Here is a 16215-nt window from a genome sequence, read left to right on the forward strand (position 1 = left end):
CCCGATTGACAGAAACCCTAGAGTGCGTCGGCGCGCAGGGCCTCCACGAGGTTCATGGCGTGCGTCTTTCTCAGCGCGTAGAGGACGCTTGCCGCGAGCACCCCCACGACCAGGGCAAACGCGAGCGCGAGGTGACCCCACGGCACCACGAGCGCAACGCCGCTCACAGAAAGCGACATGGCCTGCCAGAGGAACCACTCGACGATCAGGGCCAGCGCGCCCCCCAGCACGAGCCCCTTGAGCGCGTAGTCCGCGCACTCCACGAAGATCATCTTCCGGAACGACCGCTCGCCCATGCCGGCCGAGCGCAGCACCGCGAACTCGCGCGTGCGCAGCATCATGCCGGAGGCGATGGTGTTGAAGACGTTGGCCACCGCGATGAGCGCCAGGATCGCCGCAAAGCAGAAGAGGAAGACCTGCACGGTGAAGGACATGGCGCGCGCGTCGCGCAGCGTCGCGGCGAGGTTGGTGGAGCCGAGCACGTCGATGCCGCCGATCTGCTCAGCGGCGCCCTCCATCTGGCGCAGCGCCTCGGCGTCGTCGGCGCCCTCCTCGAGGCGCGCGAGCACGCTCACCCACGGCGTGTAGAGGCTCTGGACCATGGGGTCGAGCGCGACCCCCGACTCCCGCACGGCGCGCGCGGGCATCACCAGGGTGGGGAACTGGCTGGAGAGCTGGCCCGGGCTCAGGGGGAAGTCCTCGCCGAGGTCGGGTCCCACGACCGTCACCGGCACGCTCGTCACGACGCGCGCCGCCTCCCTCAGCGGGACCTCGAGGTCGGAGGAGCTGTCCTCGGGGGCGTAGTAGACGACCGTGCCGTCCTCCCCCCATGCCAGGAGGGGCTTCTCGTAGCCCGCGCGCTCGTCGATCGCGAGCAGGTCGACCTCGCCCGTCGTCTGGGCGGGGAGCAGCTCGCTCTGGACGTAGCGCGAGCCGTCGCTCGCGTAGACCGTGCCGACCAGAAGGGCGCTGAGACGCGACGGGTCGGCGGCTTCGGCCCCCAGGACGCCCCGCTCTGCGAGCGAGCGCCACGTGGCGTCGTCGACGAGGAAGACGTCGGCCGAGGCGTAGCCCTGCCCGTCGACGTTGCCGACCTCGCTCGCCGGGAGGTCGCCGCCTGCGGTCGTCGCGCCGCCGAGTAGGCCCCCCGAGAGCCGGATCGCGGCGGAGAGGCTTCCGTAGTAGGAGGCGCCCTCGACGCCGTCGAGCTGCCCTATGCGGGCGAGCAGGTCGTCGGCCGCGGCGAGAGAGACTGATCCGCCCCGGTCCGCCCCGTCGCCCTCCTCCGGCTCGTCCTGGCGGTCCGCCACGGTGAGCTCGAGGTCGAACGACGTCGCGGAGCCCAGCTGGGTCGCGTCCGTCGCGCCGGTGAGCATGTCGTTCACGACGCCCGCCGTCACGAGCAGCGTGACGGAGACGGCGAGCGAGAGCACCGCGACGCGCGCCTTGCTGGAGGAAACCAGCAGGGTGCGGCGGGCGAGGAAGGCGGGGACGCCCCCGAGCCGCGCCGCGAGGCCGCGCGGCCGCGAGCCGTCGGGGGAGAGGTCGTCTGCGGGGCGGGTCCTCCGGGCAAAGACGCGACGCAGCCTCCTGCTCGGGCGGACGTCGGACGACTGACGGATGGCGTCCACGGCCGAGACGCGACTGGCGCGCACGGCGGGGACCATCGCGCTCACCACCAGCGTGAGCGAGGCGAGAAGGACAGTGAGCGCCACGCTCCACGGGCTCACGACGAGCGTCACCGCAGAGTCGGTGCCGACCATGCGCGCCCAGCCCTCGCCCGTTACGGCGAAGGCGACCGCGGCGCCCGCGATCCCGATGGCAACGCCGAGCGGGATGCCGACGGCCCCGAGCACGCCCGCCTCGACAAAGACCGTGCGCCTGAGCTGTCGCCTCGAGGCGCCGAGCGAGGAGAGCAGGCCGAACTGGCGCGTGCGCTCGGAGACGGAGATGGTGAAGGCGTTCGAGATGAGCGAGACCGCCGCGACCACGATCACCACGGCGAGGGTTGCGGCGAACATGGCGAGGGTGTCGAAGATCAGCCGGTCGCCGCCGAGCCCCTGGTAGGTGAGCAGGCCCCTGTTGAGGACCGACGCGCGATCTCCCCCGGCGGGGCGCAGCCGCTCGACGAGCTCGTCGAGCTCCTCTCGGCTCGAGCACGAGGTGGAGAAGTACGCGTTGGTGCGCGGCAGGGCTGCCCCTCCGGTCTGGTCGGGGCTCACGTAGCCGATGTAGCCCGGGATGGTCCAATCGGGCTCGACGAAGCCGACCACGGTGTAGGTGCGCGGCGCGCTGACGCCCTCGAGGGTCTCGGAGATCTGGCCCTGCCCCATGTCCGCGGTGCCGTCCGCGTCCGTCCCGTAGACGACGCTCCGGTACATGACGCTGCTCTCGGCGCCCACCTCGTCGTCCGAGCCGTCCTCGTAGCGCTGGACGCGCCGGCCAAGCGAGAGCGTGAGCTGGGAGCCGAGCTCGAGCGGACCGTCGGCGACCACGCCGGCGTCGATTCCCGGGAGCTCGGAGGCGCCGGGCGTGAGCTCGATGCCTCGCAGGTTCGAGGTGAGCGCGATTTCGCCGCCCTTCTCGGGAAGTCGGCCCGACGTGACGGAGGGGGCGAGGAGGACCTCGTAGGCGTCGTCGCCCATGGCACGCGCGGTGCCGCCCTGCTCCACCGGGAGGCCCAGCACCGAGAGGTAGGTGCCGTTGCGCTCGGCGTCGCTCGCGGAGAAGGCGGCCGAGCCCAGGTCCCGCTGGGTCGCGAGGCGGTCAAGGAGGTCTCCGGCGACGTCGCGGAGGCTCTGGAGCTCGGCGTCGTCGGTCGCGGGGAACTTGACCTGCCAGACGCCGTCCGTCTCGCGGCTCTGGTTGGCGAGCCCCGCCTGCAGGCTCGTGACGCTCGCGAGCACGGCCATGAGCAGGCCGGTCGCAAGGGCGATGCCCACCACGGTCACGGCGGTGCGAACGCGGTTGGCCGCGAGCGAGCGCAGCGTGAACCGCGCGAACACGGATGATGAAAAGGGACTGTCCCTTTTCATCAGAGCACCTCCGACCTCAGGGCCTCGGCCACGCCGGCGGCACCGCAGCGGCGCAGGGCATAGGCCACGCTCACGGCGATCACGGCGAGCACCGCCACGACGGAGAGGGCGATCTGCGGCCAGGGCAGCGCGAACTCGTAGGTGGAGAAGGAGAGCGCCATGGCCTCGTAGAGCCCGACGTTGGCCACGAGCGCCAGCGCGAAGCCGAGCGCAAGTCCGCGCAGGGCGTAGCTCGCGCACTCGTAGGCGATCATGCGGCGGAAGGCGCCCCCGCCCATGCCGATGGACCTGAGCACGGCGAACTCGCGGCGGCGCAGGATCAGGGCGTTGGCGAGCGTGTTGAAGACATTGGTCACGGCGATGAGCCCGGTGATGGCGGCAAAGCAGTAGATGAAGGTGTTCACGGCGGTGGCCATGAGGCGCTTCTGCAGGTTGTCCTCGGCGACGTTGGTGTAGGTGACGTCGAGCGCGGGGTGGTCGGCCGCAATCTCCTGAATCTCCTCCTGGGCGTCCGAGGCGCGCGCGGCGTCGCCGTCCGTGGAGAACGAGCAGCTCGCGCGCAGGTAGCCCATGGTGTCGGCGAGCTCGATGGCCGAGGCGGGCAGGACGAGCTGGAGGCTGCCGCTCAGGCTCACGCCCACGGGGGCATGGTCGGCGAGCGCACCCACCTCGATCTGTTGCTCGCGGGCGACGGCCTGGTCGAGGGGCAGCGCCTGCTCGTTGCCGCTGTCGTCGTAGTAGTAAGCCTCGGGCTGGCCGTCCGCGCCGTCGCGCAGGCCGTCGACGAAGCGCCCGTCGAGGTCGGCAAACTCGAGCGACGTCACCGTGCCGCCGGCGGCCAGCGGGGCGAGGCGCGCGTAGGTCTCGCCGCCGCGGATGTTGTAGGCGCTCAGCGCGACGGCGCGCGGGTGCGCAGGGTCACAGAACTCGTCGCGCGAGAGGCCGAGCTCGTCGACGTAGGCGTCCCAGCTCTCCTGGTCCAGGAACGCGACGTAGGCCTGGCCGTACCACGAGCCGTCCGCGAGGTGCGTGTAGCTGCCCTCGAGCCCCGCCATGTCGTCCGTGGCCATGCCCGCGGGGAGAAGGACCTCGGCGACGTAGCTCGTGGCATAGCCGTTGGCGTGCGCACCGTCCACGTCCTTGACCTCGTTGTAGAAGCTGGCGAGCGCCTCCTGCATGCCGTGCCCGTCCACCTTGCCATCGGCGAGCGCGAGCGTCTGGTCCGCCCCGGCGCCGGTGGCGTCGAGGTAGAGCAGGAGGTCCTGCCCCGTCATGGTGTCCACGGAGGTCTCCGTGGCGTAGCCCATGACGTCGGCGATTGAGCCAGAGGTGATGAGCAGCGCGCACGAGACGGCGAGCGCGGCCACGGTGACCCTGCCCTTCGACGAGCTTCGGGAGAGGTTGCGGTGCGCGACGAAGCCGGGGACGCCGAAGAGCTGCCCGGCGAGGCCGAGTCGCGGGCCGCCGGCCCGGCCGTGCCGCGCGGACGCGAGCGCGGGGCGGCGGGTTCTTCTCGCCCGGCGGCCCATGTGCACGTCCTGCGTCTGGCGGATGGCGTCGACGGCGGAGACCCTGCTCGCGCGCACTGCCGGCACCCACGCGCTCACGAGCAGCGTGACGAGGCCGAGCAGCGCGGCTGCCAGCAGCGCCCCGGGGCTCACGACCATGGACGGCGCCGCACCGCCGCCGGCGAGCGCCGCGAGGCCCTCTCCCACGAGGCCAAAGACCACGTAGCAGCCGGCGAGCCCGAGCACGAGGCCCGCAGGCACGCCCACGGCGCCGATCACGAGCGCCTCCACGAGCACGGTGCGGCGGAGCTGCCGGCGGCTCGCGCCGAGGGAGGAGAGCAGGCCGAACTGACGGGTGCGCTCGGCCACGGAGATGGCGAAGCTGTTGTAGACGAGCGAGACGCCGGCCACGACCACCACGGCGGCGAGGATGCCCGCGATCTGGTAGAGCGTGTTCCAGATGGCGGTGTCCGGCGTGGCGCCCATCCAGCGGATGAGGGAGCTGTGCACGGAGCTGCCCATCGCCGCGTCGCAGGACTCGGCAAGTGCGGCCGCAACGTCTGCGGCCTTGGCCGGGTCGGCGGTGCGGAAGACCGCGGATGCCCAGGTGGCCGCGGAGTCGTCCGAGAGCGCGCCGGCGAGGGCGCTGCCGTCGTCGTAGACGTAGGCGCTGTTGCCCTGGAGCGCCATGGTGCTCGAGAAGCCGTAGGAGCGGTAGAAGCCCACGACGGTGGCCTCCATGCGGCCGAGATTGGCTGAGAAGGACTCGCGCTGCGTGGTCTCGTCGACGTAGGAGCCGTTCACGGAGGTGGCCGTGTAGGTGCTGCCGTCGGCGAGGTTCTCCACGGTCCGCGTGCCCAGGTCCAGCGTGACGGTGCTGCCCAGCTGGATCGCGCCACCGTCCGAAGTCGAGATGCCGCAGGGCTCGAGCTCGGCGCCGCGCAGGTAGTGGGGGAGGACGACCTCGCCCGCGGCCTCCGGCGCGCGGCCGGCCACGAGCTCGGGCGCCTGGAGGAGCGGCTCGCTGGCGTCGCTGCCGGCGCCGGCGGCGGGCCAGGTCTTGGCGTAGAGGTAAGGGCCGAAGAGGTCACTGTTCTTCTCGCCCAGGGACACGGTGCCGAGGTCGGTCACGGCTGCCCAGTCCGTGACCTCCGGGTCTTCCTCGAGCTGCTCGAGGCCCTGCTCGGTGATGCCGGCCGCCTCCGCGTACCACCAGCCCTCGTCGGCCGCGGTGCGCCGGACGAGCATGTCGGAGAGCGAGGCCACGCTCGTGAGCACGGCGGCGATGAGCGCCACGGAGAGGGCCACGCCCATGACCGAGACCACGGTCCGCACCCGGTTGGCCGCGAGCGAGCGCAGCGTGAACCGCACGAACACGGACCGCGCGGGCCCTCCCGCGCGCCGCGGCGCCAGGTCCTTCTCGCCCGGGTCGTGCCTGTGGGCGGCCATGTTAGCTCACCCTCGTGTCGGAGGCGATCCGCCCGTCCTCGAGCGCGATCACGCGGTCTGCCGTGAGGGCGATGTTCTCGTCGTGCGTGATCACGATGAGCGTCTGGCCGAGCTCCCGGTTGGACTTGCGCAGCAGGGCCATGATGTCGGCGGAGTTCTTGGAGTCGAGGTTGCCCGTGGGCTCGTCGGCCAGCACCACGGCCGGCGCGTTCATGAGGGCCCGGCCTATGGCCACGCGCTGCTGCTGGCCTCCGGAGAGCTGGTTGGGGAGGTGGTGCTCGCGCCCCTCGAGACCGAGCACGTGGAGCATGTTGGCGAGGCGCCTCTCGTTGACCGCGCGACCGTCCATGAGCACGGGTAGGCACATGTTCTCCACCACGTCGAGCACGGGGACGAGGTTGTAGAACTGGTAGACGAGTCCCACCTCACGGCGCCGGAAGACAGCGAGCTGCTCGTCGCTGCGCTGGAAGACGTCCTCCCCGTTCAGGCGCACCGTGCCCGAGGTGGGCCGGTCGACCCCTCCGATGAGGTGCAGCAGCGTCGACTTGCCCGAGCCGGAGCTGCCGATGATGGCCACGAACTCACCGGCGCCAACCGAGAAGCTCACGTCGTCGAGGGCCCTCACGGCGGTGCCGCCCGTGCCGTAGGTCTTGGTGAGGTGCTCTATCTGCAGTATGTCCATGCTGCCTCCCTGAAGGCGCTTTCAGTGACGATTCTATGATGGGGAAGGCCGCCTGCTCGGCCGTGACGCGCGCGTGACGGATTCGTCACCGGCCGGCGCCGGGGGCGGACGGGTCCCGCGCCGCCGCGCGCCCCGCCCGCGCCGTCGCAGGGCCCGCTCGCGCCGTCGCAGGGCCCGCTCGCGCCGTCGCAGGTCCTGCTCGTGCTATCGGCCCTTCCGGGCAAGAAGCCCCGGCGATTGGGTGGCGAGCACCGGGCGGGCTCATCGGACGCTGGCCCTGCGAAGGCGCGGACGCCTCCCGATGCGGCCTCGTGGGTCGGGATTGCCACGTTTCCCCGGTGGTTGGGTGCCCCGCGCGGTGCCATGCGCCGACGGGAGCCGAGCGACCGGTCGGGCGACTACCCAATTGCCGGGGCTTCTCGCCAGATTGGGCGTTTTCGAGAGCGCGGGTACCCAATGGCCGGACATTTCTGGCGCCGCCACGCCGCGCGCCGCCACGCTGCCCCCGCCGCGCGCCGCCCCCGCCGCGCGGCGGCTAGACCGTTGCCTTGAAGAACACGATGTCGAAGACGGCCCCGCCGCCCGGGCGGTTGGCGGCCCGGATGGAGCCGCCCTGCGCGGTGACGAGGCTTCGGGCGAGCGCGAGGCCGATGCCCACGCCCGTGGGGTCGACCTCGGACCCCTCCGCGCCGCCGCCCTGCTCGCCCCGATAGAAGCGCTCGAAGACGTGGGGCAGGTCCTTCTCGGCGATGCCGGGGCCGGTGTCCTCCACGCGCAGGCGGAAGGCGAGCGCGTCCTCCGCGCAGCTCACACGCACCTCGCCGCCGGCGGGCGTGTGCTCGAGGCAGTTCTTGAGCACGTTCTCGAGCGCCTCCGCCGTCCAGGCCATGTCGCCCCGAAAGCCCGAGCCCGGCTCCACGCTGCGCACGAGCCGCACGTCGGCGAGGTCGAACGCCACGGCAAGCGGCTCCGCCGCCCGCGCGACGAGCTGGCCGCCGTCCACGTGCCCCCGTGTGAGCCGCACCACGCCCGCGTCGATGCGCGCGAGCTTGAGCAGGCTCGAGACGAGCCACTCGATGCGGTCCTCGAGGCGCTCCATGGTGCGCAGGCGCGCGAGCTCCCCCTCGTGGCCGCCCTCGGCGGCGAGCTCGCGGCGCGCGAGCGACGTCATGAGGGCGAGCGACGTCAGGGGAGTCTTGAGCTGGTGCGATATGTCGGCGAGCGCGTCGGCGAGGGCGTTTCTCTCATGGGCGAGCTCCTCGTTCGCGAGGGTCAGCCTGCCGCGCATCTTGTCGAGCTCTGAGGCGAGAATGGCGAGCTCCCCCTCGCGCATGCGCTCGAAGCTCACGTCGCGCGCGCCGTGCAGCACGTCGTCGACCTGCGCCGCCAGCCGAGCGATTGCCCGGTAGCGCGCCCGGGTGGCGACGACCAGCACGAGCAGCAACGCGGCGGAGGTCGCCGCCACGCACGCCCCGGCCGCCCGCCCCGCGACGCCCCAGGCTGCCGCGGTCCCGACGGCGCCCACGGCGACGAATGCCACGACCGTTCGCCAGACCTCGCGGTTCCTCAGGAGCACGGGAGCCTACCCCTCGTCCCCGGCGCGGTAGCCGAGGCCCCGCACGGTCACGATGAGGCGCGGATCGGAGGGGTTGTCCTCGAGCTTGTCGCGCAGCCGCTTGATGTAGACCGAGAGCGTGTTCTCCTCCACGTATGCCCCCGCGTCGTCCCAGAGGGCGTCGCGCATCATGTCGCGCGTCACCAGCCGGCCGGCGTTCTTGGCAAAGAGGAGCAGCAGCCGGTACTCGAGCGCGGAGAGGACGACCTCGCGACCGTCCTTCTCGACGTGGGCGCGGTCGGGGTCGATGCTCACCCTGCCGAGGCGCAGCGTCACGCGCTCGGGCCGCGCGCGGCGGATGGCAGCCTGGATGCGCGCCACGAGCTCGCGCGGGCGGAAGGGCTTGGCCACGTAGTCGTCGGCGCCCATCGAGAGGCCAGTCACGGTGTTGAGCTCGTCGTCGGCTGCGGTGAGAAAGATCACGGGGACGCCGGGGGAGACGGACTTGATGGCGTTGCACACGGCGAAGCCGTTGCCCTGCGCGAGCGTGAGGTCGACGAGGGCCAGCGCATAGTTGGCGTGCGGTCTGCTCGCCAGCTCGACCGCCCCGGACTGCGTGGGGGAGGAGTCGACGACGTAGCCCTCGTTGGCCAGGAGCTCCGAGAGCCCCTCGACGATGAGCGGGTCGTCCTCGGCGAGCAGGATGTGCGGCAGGTGCATGGTTCTCCTATCTTCGAGGTGCCTTGAGTATAGGTGCCGGGACCCGCGCGGTCCCGTGACGCTTTCGTCACCGGCTCGCCGGGCGCCTCGCCCCCGATGCCCCCGCGCACCCCGGTCGACCCTTTCCGTGAACGGTATGTTTCTTGGTGGTTAGCGGCACGAAACTATGTCGGAATCGTGGAGGCGCGTCCGATCTCGCGCGCGCACCATGTACGCCGCTCCTACGTTTTAGAAAAGGGGGAAACATGAACGGAATCGTCATCGTGCTCGTTGCGGCCGTGGTGCTGGTCGCCGGGTACCTGCTCTACGGACGCTGGCTCGCGCGCACGTGGGGCATCGACGAGCAGGCCCTCACGCCCGCGCGTCGCATGGAGGACGGGAAGAACTTCTCGCCCGCCTCGTGCTTCACGGCCTTCTCGCACCAGTTCAGCTCCATCTGCGGCGCCGGCCCCGTCACGGGCACCATCGCCGCGATGATGTTCGGCTGGCTGCCGGTGCTGCTGTGGGTGCTCGTGGGCGGTATCTTCTTCGGTGCCGTGCACGACTTCGGCGCGCTCTACGCCTCCGTGCGCAACAACGGCAAGTCGCTCGCCCAGCTGATCGAGAAGTACATCGGCCGCACCGGCCGTCGCCTGTTCCTGCTGTTCAGCTGGCTCTTCACCATCATCGTGATCGCCGCGTTCGTGGACATGGTCGCCGGCACATTCAAGGCGACCTTCGACGCCGCGGGCGCCGTCGACGCGTCCGCCTCCTACGCGGGCGGCGCTGCCGGCACCATCTCGATCCTGTTCACCTTCGTCGCCATCGCCTTCGGCTGGATCAACCGCCGCTTCGGCCTCTCCGGGTGGAGGGAGCTCGTGCTCGCCGTGGTGCTCTTCGTGCTCATGTTCGCCGTGGGCATGCAGTTCCCGGTGTACCTCGACAAGCTCGGCTGGTTCGCGGTCATCACGGTCTACCTGCTCTTCGCCGCGGCCATGCCCATCCAGACCCTCAAGCAGCCGCGCGACTACCTCACCTCCATCATGATGCTCGTCATGATTGCGTGCGCCGTCGTGGGCATCTTCGTGCTCGGCGCGGGCGGGCAGGCCACGATGACGGCCCCCATGGTCGCCGACGTCTCCGCCCTCGCCGCCAAGGGCTCCTACCTCTTCCCGCTGCTGTTCGTCTCCGTGGCGTGCGGGGCCCTCTCCGGCTTCCACAGCCTCGTCTCCACCAACACCTCCTCGAAGCAGCTCTCGAGCGAGAGGGACGCGCTGCCGGTGGGCTACGGCGCCATGGTGCTCGAGTCCTTCGTGGGCGTGCTCGCCATCGTCTTCGCGGCGATCATGTTCTCGCAGATCAACACGAGCGGTGCGCTCGGCGCCGCCGTGGGCACGCCGTTCCAGATCTTCTCGCAGGGCGTGGCGCGCGGCATGACGGCCTTCGGCGTTGACGCCACGCTCGCCACCGTCTTCATGACCATGTGCGTCTCGGCCCTCGCGCTCACCTCCGTCGACGCGGTGGCGCGCATCGGGCGCCTCTCGTTCCAGGAGTTCTTCTCCAAGAGCAACGATGCCGCCGAGGAGGCGGGCGCCGACGCAACGGGCGCGGCGAGGTTCTTCTCCAACACGTGGGTGGCCACCGTGCTCACGCTGGCGCTCGGCCTTGCGCTCGCCTTCGGCGGCTACAACAACATCTGGCCGCTCTTCGGCGCCTCCAACCAGCTGCTCGGCGGCATGACCATGATCATGCTGGCGGTCTTCTGCAAGTGCACCGGGCGCAAGGGCTGGATGCTCTACGTGCCCGTGGCGTTTCTGCTGGTCTGCACGTTCACCTCGCTCGTGCAGAGCATCATCGGCTGCGCGAGCGCCCTCGCGACGAGCGGTGCCGCCGTGGTCGCCACCTCGGGCCTGCAGCTCGTCTTCGCGATCCTGCTCGTGGTGCTCGGCCTCATCGTGGCGTACAACTGCCTGAGGGAGCTCTTCGGCAAGGACGCCGGGTCGCTTCCCGACGAGGAGCCCGAGTGGAGCGAGCTCGGGCGCAAGAACTGCGGCGGCGAGTAGTCCCCTCTGGCAGAGGACGCTTCCTCGGCCCCGGCGCCCGCTGAACTGCCTCCCATTTCTTGGACTGAAAAGTAAAGTCCGAGGGATGGGAGGCTTTCTCATGTCGACCGACCAGCGCTTGAGGCACGACACGTCGCTCAGGGGGCGCGCCGCGGACCTCTTCGCGAGGGGGCTGGGGAGGGCGGCCGTTGCCGGCCTCCTCGGCGTCCCCGAGGAGGCCGTGAGAAAATGGCAGTACACCTACCGGGCCGCGGGAAGGGACGGGCTGCTGAGGATGGGCGCGGGCAAGGCGAGGTACGACTACGAGACGAAGGTCGCCGCGGCGAGCGCCGTGGTCGACGGCGGGATGTCCAAGCCCGAGGCGATGGAGCGCTTCGGGGTGGCGAGCCTGTCGCCGCTGAAGGAGTGGTGCCGGCTCTACCGCGCGGGCGGCGCGGAGGCCCTGCGGCCCAGGCCCAGGGGCAGGCCGCGCAAGGCTCCCGGCGCCCCGGCGACGCGCGAGGAGGAGCTCGAGCGCGAGGTCCGCAGGCTCGAGGCGCAGGTGGCGTACCTAAAAAAATCGATAGCCCTGAAGGCGGAGCTGCGCTCCCGAGGCGGGAGAAGGCCCTAGCGGTCGCCGAGCTTTCAGGGCTGGGGCACGACCTGGCCGACCTGCTGGGGGCCGCCGGCCTCGCCAGGTCCACATACTATTACGCGCTCGCGCACCCCAAGGGCCCGACCAGGCCCGAGCTCCGGCCGCGCGTCGCCGAGATCTTCGGGAGGCTCCCGAACGGCGTCGGGCACCGCCAGGTCGCCATGGAGCTGCGCGCCGTGGACGGCGCCCGCATAGCCGACAAGACCGTCCTCAAGATGATGCGCGAGATGGGCCTGCGCTGCGGCATCCGCCGCGAGACCGACTACCACAGGTACAACTCCTACAGGGGCGTCGTCGGCGAGGTGTTCGAGAACGTGCTCGGGCGCGACTTCGAGGCGGACGGCCCGTGGCAGAAGATGGGGACGGACGTCACCGAGTTCAGGCTCTCCTTCGGCAAGGCCTACCTCGCGCCGGTGTACGACTTCGGGAGCAAGGAGATCGTGGCGCACTCGATCTCGGAGCACCCCGACCTCGAGCAGCAGCGCGAGATGCTCTCCATGCTCGCGGAGGCCAAGCCCGCGTGGGCCAGCCCGGTCATGCAGACGGACATGGGCTGGCAGTACCAGCACGCCGAGTTCGTCGCCGCGCTCGAGGGGATGGGGATCGTCCAGAGCATGTCGCGCAAGGGCAACTGCATCGACAACGGCGCCACCGAGCAGGTGTTCGGACACATCAAGGACGAGTTCCTCCGCGGGCGCGACTGGGACACGTTCGAGGGGTTCAAGGCGGACCTCGAGGCCTACATCCATCACTGGAACCACGTGAGGCGCCAGGTCAGGCTGAAGGGCCTGACCCCGGTGGAGTTCCGGGAGCAGGCCCTTCGCGACGCCGCATAGCGGCTATTATTTATGCGTCCAAGTTTTGGGGCGCAGTTCACGCTCGGCGTCGGGGCCGTTCTCGTCGGGAGGGCGTGCGGGTTGCGGACGGTTTGGGGCCCGATTCCGACCGCAACCAGCACGCGTTTCGGGAACGTGCGGGTTGCGGACGGTTTGGGGCCCGATTCCGACCGCAACCAGCACGCAGTCTGGATACGTGCGGGTTACGGACGGTTCCCGCCCCCGGACCGTCCGCAACCAGCACGTGCTTCTCGCCGCGCGCCTCGAGTCCCGAGCCAAACGCACGCTTCGGGGCCGAGAACCGTGCGCGGGGCTCGGGCGGTAGACCTTGTACATCTCGCGCACGGGCCCGGGGATCTCCACGTAGGGGGTCTCGTCGTCGAGCTCCTGGTCGATGAGGGCGTCGGCGAAGACGGGGGCGAGGTCGGCATGGGTGGCGACCGCGCCGCTGGGAAGGCGCATGGGCTCGGGCTTCTCGGGCATGTCGGCGCGCAGGTTGTACCAGGCCGTGGGAATCTGCTGCTCGCTGAGGTAGGTGCGGTAGGGGGTGGTCGTGGTCATGTCTCGCTCCTCTCGAGGGTGGGTGCGCGCACGAAAGAGGGCCCCCGGAACTGAGTCCGAGGGCCCTCTGTGGGTAAGCGTCGTGCGCCTGGCCGTCGTCAGCCCGGGATGAGGGTCGTCCTTGTCCACCACCACGCGCGCTCGCCGGCCGGTGCCGGAATGGTCGTTGCGATGCGCGGGCGGGAGGTCATGGACGGTCTTCCTCTCGACGGGTGACGATTGGGAAAGCCTACCGACCCCCTGCTTCCGCCTCGTTGCCGGGGCGAGAAAAGCCGGTTGCGGCGAGGTCCCGCGCGTCGCGCCTCAGCAGGGCCCGGGCGAGGCCCTCGTCGGGGTAGGCGCGGGCGAGAAGGACGTGGAACCGCTCGTTGTGACTCGGCTCCAGCAGGTGTGTGAGCTCGTGGGCGACCACGTAGTCGAGGCAGGTGGGCGGGTAGGCGGCCAGGCGCACGTTCACGCGGATCCGTCCGGTGCGCGGCGTGCAGGACCCCCAGCGCGTGGACATGGCGCGCAGCTGCCACCCGCTCGCGTGCGCGCCGGTCGCGGCCTCCATGCGCTCGACGACCCCGGGGAGGCGGCGCTCGAGCTCGTCGCGCCAGAGCTCGTCGGGCGCGATGCCCCCGGGCAGCTCGACGAGGCGCCCCCACAGCGCGACGAGGCCGTCCGCGCCGGCTCCGTCCGCGCGACGGGCGAGGCGGCGCTCGACGTGGGCGCGCAGCCACCCCTCGTGCTCGGCGAGGAAGCGCCGCACATCCTCGGCGGGCACGCGCGCCGGCACGCTGAGGCGGGCGCTCCCGTCGGCGCGGACGCGCAGGTTGAGCCTGCGGACGCCCCCGCGCTCGACCTCTACCGGGATTCCGCCGACGATCACCGTGGCGCGGCGTCGTCGCGCCACGGGGCCCGTTCCCCTCACGCCCCGAGGAGGCCGAGCGCGACCTCGAGCAGCGTCACGAGCGCGACCGCCTGCAGCAGGTAGCCCACCACGGAGAGCGCCCGCTCCTCGTCGGCCGGGCGCGCGCCGCGCTCGAGGTAGTCGGTGACGCCGCGCGCGGTGCGCAGGCCCGCGTCGCGCTCGAGCAGGAGCGCGCGCACCGAGAGCGGCGCCGAGACGACGAGCAGCGCGAGGTATGCCGCGAGGAAGGAGCTCCCCGGGGCGAGGGTGCGCGCGACCTCGAGCGCGAGCACGACGAGCCAGCCCAGGCTGAGCGCGGCGTAGGTCGCCTTGAGCTCCCGGCGCGACTCCGCCGCGATCTCGTCGAGCCGAGCCGCCCCGTCCCTCCCGACGAGCGCGCCGAGGTCCGTCTCGAGCGCGGCTGCCAGGCCGATGAGCCGGGCCGCCGACGGCAGCGCGTCGCCCCGTTCCCATTCTGCGAGGTCGCGCTCCTCGATCCCCTCCCGCTCGGAGAGCTCCCCGACCGAGAGCCCGCGCGCCTCGCGCGCGGCGCGAAGGCTCGCCCCCAGCGCCGCCCGGTCGAAGCGCGCCATGTCTGCCCGTGCGCCCATGCGGCCTCCTTTCCCTCCAGACGAGTATGGCACGCGCCGGCGCCCGCGTCCCGTCGGGTTCGGTCGGACCCTTGCGAAATCCTTAGGGGCGCATAAGGCCCCTCGATGGCCCGATGCCCGGGCGAGGGGGACGATGGGGTCGTTCTCGCGCCCGGGCCGCCCCGACCCTCGGGCGCGGCGGCCGCCGACAGGAAGGAGATGACATGCCCCTCGCGATCAGGCTCGCGCTCGGCAACGTCGGGCGCTGCGTGCGCGACTACTCGGTCTACTTCGTCACGCTCACGTGCGCGTCGTGCCTGCTCTACTCGTTCAACGCCGCGGGCGACTACCTGCTCGCGCTCCCCCTCACGCCCGCCCAGGCCGAGGTCGTGGGGAAGGCGCGCGACGTGACGGGGGCGTTCACGACGTTCGTGGTGCTGGTGTTCGCCCTGCTCGTGGCCTACGCCGGACGCTACATCGTGCGGAGGCGCTCACGCGAGTTCGCGACCTACGGGCTGCTCGGCATGCGCGCGCCCCTGCTCGCCGGGGTGGTCGCCGCCGAGGGCGCGCTGGTCGGGGCGATGGCCCTCGCCGCGGGCGTCGCGGTCGGGTTCGCCGCGTCGCCGGCGTTCGGATCGATCGCCGCCTTCGTCTTCGGGGTGCCCTGGGAGCTCGCGTGGTCCTTCTCGCCCTCCTCCGCGGTCGCGACGGCGGGCTGGTTCGCCGCCATCGAGGGGGCGTCGATCGCGCTCTCGGTCATCGAGGTGCTGAGGAGGCCGCTGGTGGAGCTCCTCCAGCAAGACCGCGCCCCGGAGCGCCTCGTGCTCACGGGGCGGGCGCCGACCCGTGCCCAGGCCGCGCTCGCCGCCCTGCTGCTCGCGGTGGTGTGGGGGTCGTGCCTCGTGCAGCCCGGCCTCTTCGTGCTCGCCATCCTCCCCATGGGGTGGGCGGCCTACGTGGCCACGTCGCTGGTGTTCCGCATCGTGGCGTCCCGCGTGCCCGGGGCGCTCAGGAGGCGCGATGGCTACTGGGAGGGGCTGCGCGCCTTCGTGCTGCGCCAGCTCGAGGGGCGCGTCTCCACCTCGTGCCAGGCGCTCTCGTGCACCTGCGTGCTCATGGCGTGCGCGGTCTGCATGGTGTGCGCGGGGCTCCTGTTCTCGGTTGGGCAGCGCGCCTCCGGCCTCGTGGACCCCGGGGCGCTCTCGGAGGCGAGCCTCGCGCCCATCGGGTTCGTGGGGATCTTCTACGGGGAGGCGTTCCTCGTGGCCGCAGCCGCCGTGCTCGCGCTGCAGCAGCTCGGGCAGGCGGCGGACGGGAGGCGCGCCTACGCGACGCTCGTCGAGCTCGGGGCGGAGCCGCGCGAGCTGCGCTCCGCCGTGCGCGCCCAGGTGGGGGCGTCGTTCGCGCTTCCCGCTGCGATGGCCGCGGCGCACGACCTCGTGGGCATCGCGCTCGTGCGGCAGCTCGCGATGGGGGTTGCCGACGAGGTGTTCCTGGCCATTGCGGCGGCCTCGCTGCTGGGGACGCTGGCGCTGCTGGGGGCCTTCTACCTGCTCTGCGTGCGGGAGTGCTCGCGCCTGCTGCTGCGCGAGGGGGCCTGAGCGCGGGGTCGCCCCCGCGCCGGCGGCCGCCCCTGCCGCCGCGCCCGTTCAGCACTGTGACGCAAACCTGAACCCGGGGACGGTCGGCGTATCAGCGGGCGCGGGAACGG

General features: G+C 71.7%; 12 protein-coding genes. 4 read left to right on the top strand and 8 right to left on the bottom strand.

Annotation, left to right across the window (positions count from 1 at the left end; translation table 11 throughout):
• Window positions 1-17: 17 nt before the first annotated feature.
• The 5 genes from BQ7106_RS01205 to BQ7106_RS01225 all read right to left on the bottom strand — a co-directional run bounded on the left by BQ7106_RS01205 (window position 18) and on the right by BQ7106_RS01225 (window position 8949).
• Window positions 18-3035, bottom strand: a complete 3018-nt coding sequence (locus BQ7106_RS01205) for an ABC transporter permease (protein ID WP_083526820.1) — start codon at window positions 3033-3035, stop codon at window positions 18-20.
• On the bottom strand, window positions 3035-5992 hold the full coding sequence (locus BQ7106_RS01210) for an ABC transporter permease (RefSeq protein ID WP_083526821.1): 2958 nt from the start codon (window positions 5990-5992) through the stop codon (window positions 3035-3037). The genes BQ7106_RS01205 and BQ7106_RS01210 overlap by 1 nt, the downstream gene beginning before the upstream one ends.
• Window position 5993: 1 nt before the next feature.
• Complete coding sequence (locus BQ7106_RS01215) at window positions 5994-6674, bottom strand: ABC transporter ATP-binding protein (protein WP_072370030.1); 681 nt, start codon at window positions 6672-6674, stop codon at window positions 5994-5996.
• A 535-nt stretch (window positions 6675-7209) separates the two neighbouring features.
• Window positions 7210-8250 carry a sensor histidine kinase gene (locus tag BQ7106_RS01220; protein WP_072370035.1) on the bottom strand — a complete coding sequence of 347 codons (1041 nt, stop codon included), beginning with the start codon at window positions 8248-8250 and terminating at the stop codon, window positions 7210-7212.
• Window positions 8251-8256: 6 nt separating this feature from the next.
• Complete coding sequence (locus BQ7106_RS01225; RefSeq protein ID WP_072370038.1) at window positions 8257-8949, bottom strand: response regulator transcription factor; 693 nt, start codon at window positions 8947-8949, stop codon at window positions 8257-8259.
• Window positions 8950-9194: 245 nt separating this feature from the next.
• Here BQ7106_RS01225 and BQ7106_RS01230 point away from each other — a divergent pair, with 245 nt between their 5' ends.
• From BQ7106_RS01230 to BQ7106_RS01240, 3 genes are all read left to right on the top strand, one after another.
• Window positions 9195-10991, top strand: a complete 1797-nt coding sequence (locus BQ7106_RS01230) for a carbon starvation CstA family protein (protein ID WP_072370042.1) — start codon at window positions 9195-9197, stop codon at window positions 10989-10991.
• Between the two features lie 100 nt (window positions 10992-11091).
• Window positions 11092-11601: a helix-turn-helix domain-containing protein gene (locus BQ7106_RS11215; RefSeq protein ID WP_072370045.1), complete on the top strand. Its 510-nt coding sequence runs from the start codon at window positions 11092-11094 to the stop codon at window positions 11599-11601.
• A 41-nt stretch (window positions 11602-11642) separates the two neighbouring features.
• Window positions 11643-12461 (top strand): IS3 family transposase, encoded by an 819-nt coding sequence (locus BQ7106_RS01240; protein ID WP_240307406.1) that lies wholly within the window; start codon window positions 11643-11645, stop codon window positions 12459-12461.
• 6 nt (window positions 12462-12467) lie between these two features.
• Here the strand turns inward: BQ7106_RS01240 and BQ7106_RS11105 are convergent, their stop codons facing one another.
• The 3 genes from BQ7106_RS11105 to BQ7106_RS11225 form a co-directional block, all read right to left on the bottom strand.
• Window positions 12468-13022, bottom strand: a complete 555-nt coding sequence (locus BQ7106_RS11105) for a hypothetical protein (protein ID WP_205407640.1) — start codon at window positions 13020-13022, stop codon at window positions 12468-12470.
• Between the two features lie 229 nt (window positions 13023-13251).
• Complete coding sequence (locus BQ7106_RS11220; RefSeq protein ID WP_072370048.1) at window positions 13252-13917, bottom strand: M48 family metallopeptidase; 666 nt, start codon at window positions 13915-13917, stop codon at window positions 13252-13254.
• Window positions 13918-13931: 14 nt separating this feature from the next.
• Window positions 13932-14525 (bottom strand): helix-turn-helix domain-containing protein, encoded by a 594-nt coding sequence (locus BQ7106_RS11225; protein ID WP_072370051.1) that lies wholly within the window; start codon window positions 14523-14525, stop codon window positions 13932-13934.
• Window positions 14526-14728: 203 nt separating this feature from the next.
• Between BQ7106_RS11225 and BQ7106_RS01260 the strand changes: the two genes are divergently transcribed.
• Entirely contained in the window at window positions 14729-16105 is a 1377-nt protein-coding gene (locus tag BQ7106_RS01260; RefSeq protein WP_072370054.1) for an FtsX-like permease family protein, read from the top strand.
• Window positions 16106-16215 lie beyond the last annotated feature (110 nt).

This window comes from Thermophilibacter mediterraneus (assembly GCF_900119385.1).
GTDB lineage: Bacteria > Actinomycetota > Coriobacteriia > Coriobacteriales > Atopobiaceae > Thermophilibacter > Thermophilibacter mediterraneus.

Coding starts and splice junctions, on each gene's coding strand:
- BQ7106_RS01205 (WP_083526820.1), bottom strand. CDS start 3,035: ATGAAAAGGGACAGTCCCTTTTCATCATCCGTGTTCGCGCGGTTCACG.
- BQ7106_RS01210 (WP_083526821.1), bottom strand. CDS start 5,992: ATGGCCGCCCACAGGCACGACCCGGGCGAGAAGGACCTGGCGCCGCGG.
- BQ7106_RS01215 (WP_072370030.1), bottom strand. CDS start 6,674: ATGGACATACTGCAGATAGAGCACCTCACCAAGACCTACGGCACGGGC.
- BQ7106_RS01225 (WP_072370038.1), bottom strand. CDS start 8,949: ATGCACCTGCCGCACATCCTGCTCGCCGAGGACGACCCGCTCATCGTC.
- BQ7106_RS01230 (WP_072370042.1), top strand. CDS start 9,195: ATGAACGGAATCGTCATCGTGCTCGTTGCGGCCGTGGTGCTGGTCGCC.
- BQ7106_RS11215 (WP_072370045.1), top strand. CDS start 11,092: ATGTCGACCGACCAGCGCTTGAGGCACGACACGTCGCTCAGGGGGCGC.
- BQ7106_RS11105 (WP_205407640.1), bottom strand. CDS start 13,022: ATGACCACGACCACCCCCTACCGCACCTACCTCAGCGAGCAGCAGATT.
- BQ7106_RS11225 (WP_072370051.1), bottom strand. CDS start 14,525: ATGGGCGCACGGGCAGACATGGCGCGCTTCGACCGGGCGGCGCTGGGG.
- BQ7106_RS01260 (WP_072370054.1), top strand. CDS start 14,729: ATGCCCCTCGCGATCAGGCTCGCGCTCGGCAACGTCGGGCGCTGCGTG.